At 40.9% G+C, this 2,762-nt stretch carries 2 protein-coding genes; both read left to right on the top strand.

Annotated elements, in window-relative coordinates; genetic code table 11:
- Positions 1–819 precede the first annotated feature (819 nt).
- Complete coding sequence (locus tag AB1498_00520; GenBank protein ID MEW6086785.1) at positions 820–1,503, top strand: Crp/Fnr family transcriptional regulator; 684 nt, start codon at positions 820–822, stop codon at positions 1,501–1,503.
- 105 nt (positions 1,504–1,608) lie between these two features.
- Positions 1,609–2,394: a C1 family peptidase gene (locus AB1498_00515; GenBank protein MEW6086784.1), complete on the top strand. Its 786-nt coding sequence runs from the start codon at positions 1,609–1,611 to the stop codon at positions 2,392–2,394.
- Positions 2,395–2,762 lie beyond the last annotated feature (368 nt).

The raw sequence follows: 2,762 nt of genomic DNA, 5'->3' as shown, positions 1-2,762 counted from the left end.
TTGAATTCATGTTTTTATAAACAAATTAAAAATGGGTAAATATATGGGGTGGAGACCGTAAGCAAGAAAACATCTTTGCTATAGGGACAAATATTTCTCTTGACTTACTTTCTTATAGGCGTCCCCTTAAGTCTTCCTTAAGTCTTAAGTCCCCCCTCAAAATTAATTTGCCAGAGCACTAGTTTAAATGTGATAAAAATCACTCGGAAATTGTGACGCGCGGCATATGCAAATATTTATTTTTTAATTATAATTTTATTAATTGTAATGGAAAATCCGCGCTGAAAATACAGATCGTTAAAAGCGCCAGAGTGAACCAACTGAGGGAATGGATGGGCTTAAGGGAAGTTGGTTCATGTGGCGCATAACCTGACGCGTAACCTGAGATAAAATATATTGACTTGCCCGCCGCACGGTATATAATTATAAAGAGTAAACAATCAAAAAAATAAAATAAAATATTGCTCTGACAAATTAATTTATAGTTATGGTGATTTAGATTTCTCGACTAAGGGTCAAACTCAAGTATCTGTAGCTCAATTTCGCAGTGATATGCGCCCCCCATCCCCCATCCCCCATTCCGATAGTAATCGGAACGGGGTGTTTCTTCGCATATCATCTGCTCATTTTCCGCCTAAGGCGGATCTGCCTCAGGCATGACACACAGATACTAAATCTTGCCCCTTTAATGTCGACAAATCTGAATCACCATAACTCTTAATATAAGTTTTATCAAAAATTAATTTGCCAATGTAATAGTGCTCTGTTATTTTAATTTTTAATAGAGCCGCGCTATTTTAATAAATCGATGCGATAACCATGCAGAATAAAATATTTCTGAAAAAAATACCGATATTTTCTGATCTGTCTGACAAGGATCTTGATAAATTGCATGAAATCACGCGGGAAGCAACATATAAAAGCGGTGAGGTAATCTTTCATGTTGATGATACAGGGTGCGTAATGTTTATCTTAAAGTCAGGTTCGGTAAAGATATCGATCAGCGACAGGAAAGGCCACGAGGATATATTAAAGATAATCTATCCTTATGATTTTTTCGGCGAAATGTCTCTTCTTGACGGTGAACACAGGTCGGCGACAGTCACGGCGCTTGAAAAGTCTACGGCGCTTATTATTGAAAGAGACCATTTGATAGACATGATAAGGAAATTTCCGCAGATAGCCTTAAATATGCTGGCTATCTTAAGCAAAAGAATAAGAAAAACGGATGAGAGAATAAGTAATTTAAGATTCGCGGACGCGTACGGAAAGGTGGCAAAGGTGTTGTTGGACATTGCTTCGGAAAAAGGCATCGCGCAGGAAAACAGTATTGCGTTTGGCGTGAAAATATGCCAGCAGGAATTGGCGGATATGGCGGGCATAACGAGAGAAACAGCTAACAGGATACTTGCTGAATTCAAGAAAAGAGGCTGTATTAACATTGAAGAAGGAAAAATAACGATATTAAACGAGGGGATATTGAAAAGAGAGGCCGTTTGCTGACAGGCTCTCTATGTAAATCAGGTGCTTAATTTCCAGTTTTTGAATCTATGATTTATATTTCTTAGTTTGTATTCTTAGTCCTGCGCTCTAGTTTAAAGGAGGTTTATGAACAAACTCGGATGTATCAGAGACAAATTTGACGAGCGTGATTATTTAATGAGGGCGTATTTGCCGGTTGTTAAACTTCCAAAGAAAACCGATTATACCTCTAAAATGTCGCCTGTGGCGGATCAGGGGGACGAAGGCACCTGTGTCGGTTTTGCCGCGGCCCACGGGATGAAGGAATATCAAGAATTGCTTGATTACAAAAAACTTGTGGAGCTTTCTCCGCGGTTTATTTATTCGGAAGCCAGGAAAATCGACAAAATCCCCGCTGACCAGGAAGGTGCGACATTGCGGGCGGCGGTAAAGGTGCTTCAAAAACTCGGTGTGTGCCGGGAAAAATTCTGGCCGTACGCTCCACACCAGGATGATAAGGCCAAACCCGGCGTGTTGGCCGATGCCAAAAAATTCCGCGTAACAGCTTATGCCCGTATTCTTGATCTGTTTGAACTGCGTTCGGCTCTTGCCACAAAAGGGCCGGGCATTATAGGTGTTTCCGTTTTTGAAGGAATGATGAAAACAAAAACCGGAAAAGTCCCGATGCCTAAAAAAGGCGAAAAGTCTTTAGGCGGCCACGCCCTTTGCGCGGTCGGTTACGATGACACAGCAAAACTTGTTAAATTCAAAAATTCATGGTCCGCCGCGTGGGGCGAAAAAGGTTATGGTTACCTGCCATACGCTTATATCGAAAAATATATGATGGACGCGTGGAGCACCATTGATTTCGAGGATCCGTACCCGCTGACATTGGCCAGTGTGTTGAATTACAGGGATAGGGCGAAGGTTTGAAAAATTTTGCATTCGTAAACAAAAATACTCATTATTAAAACCAAACCAACAATATGCTTCTATAGTAGGTATTAATGAAAAGTTTGCATCAATTGAAAATCCCCCTTTAATCCCCCTTTTACAAAGGGGGAAATAGGGGGATTTTAGAAATAAATCGTAATGTTGCGGCAGGAAGGAGCGCATGGCGCCGCAGCCTTATTCTATGTTCGCGCCGACAACCGAGGCCATCTCCATCATGTCGATCCCGAGTTTGCCACTTTTAGAATTTAAAAATAAAAGTGTTGATTTGGCGCGGTTTTTCGTGTAAAAAAGTAGTGTGAAACCGCACTACCTAAAAATAAGGAAGGTAAAAACCCATTCTGGAAGCA

This window comes from bacterium, assembly GCA_040754625.1.
Classification (GTDB): Bacteria; JACRDZ01; JAQUKH01; order JAQUKH01; family JAQUKH01; genus JAQUKH01.
Note: the sequence above shows the minus strand (reverse complement) of the source record. Positions and strands in the feature narration are given on the sequence as shown.

Coding starts and splice junctions, on each gene's coding strand:
- AB1498_00520 (MEW6086785.1), top strand. CDS start 820: ATGCAGAATAAAATATTTCTGAAAAAAATACCGATATTTTCTGATCTG.
- AB1498_00515 (MEW6086784.1), top strand. CDS start 1,609: ATGAACAAACTCGGATGTATCAGAGACAAATTTGACGAGCGTGATTAT.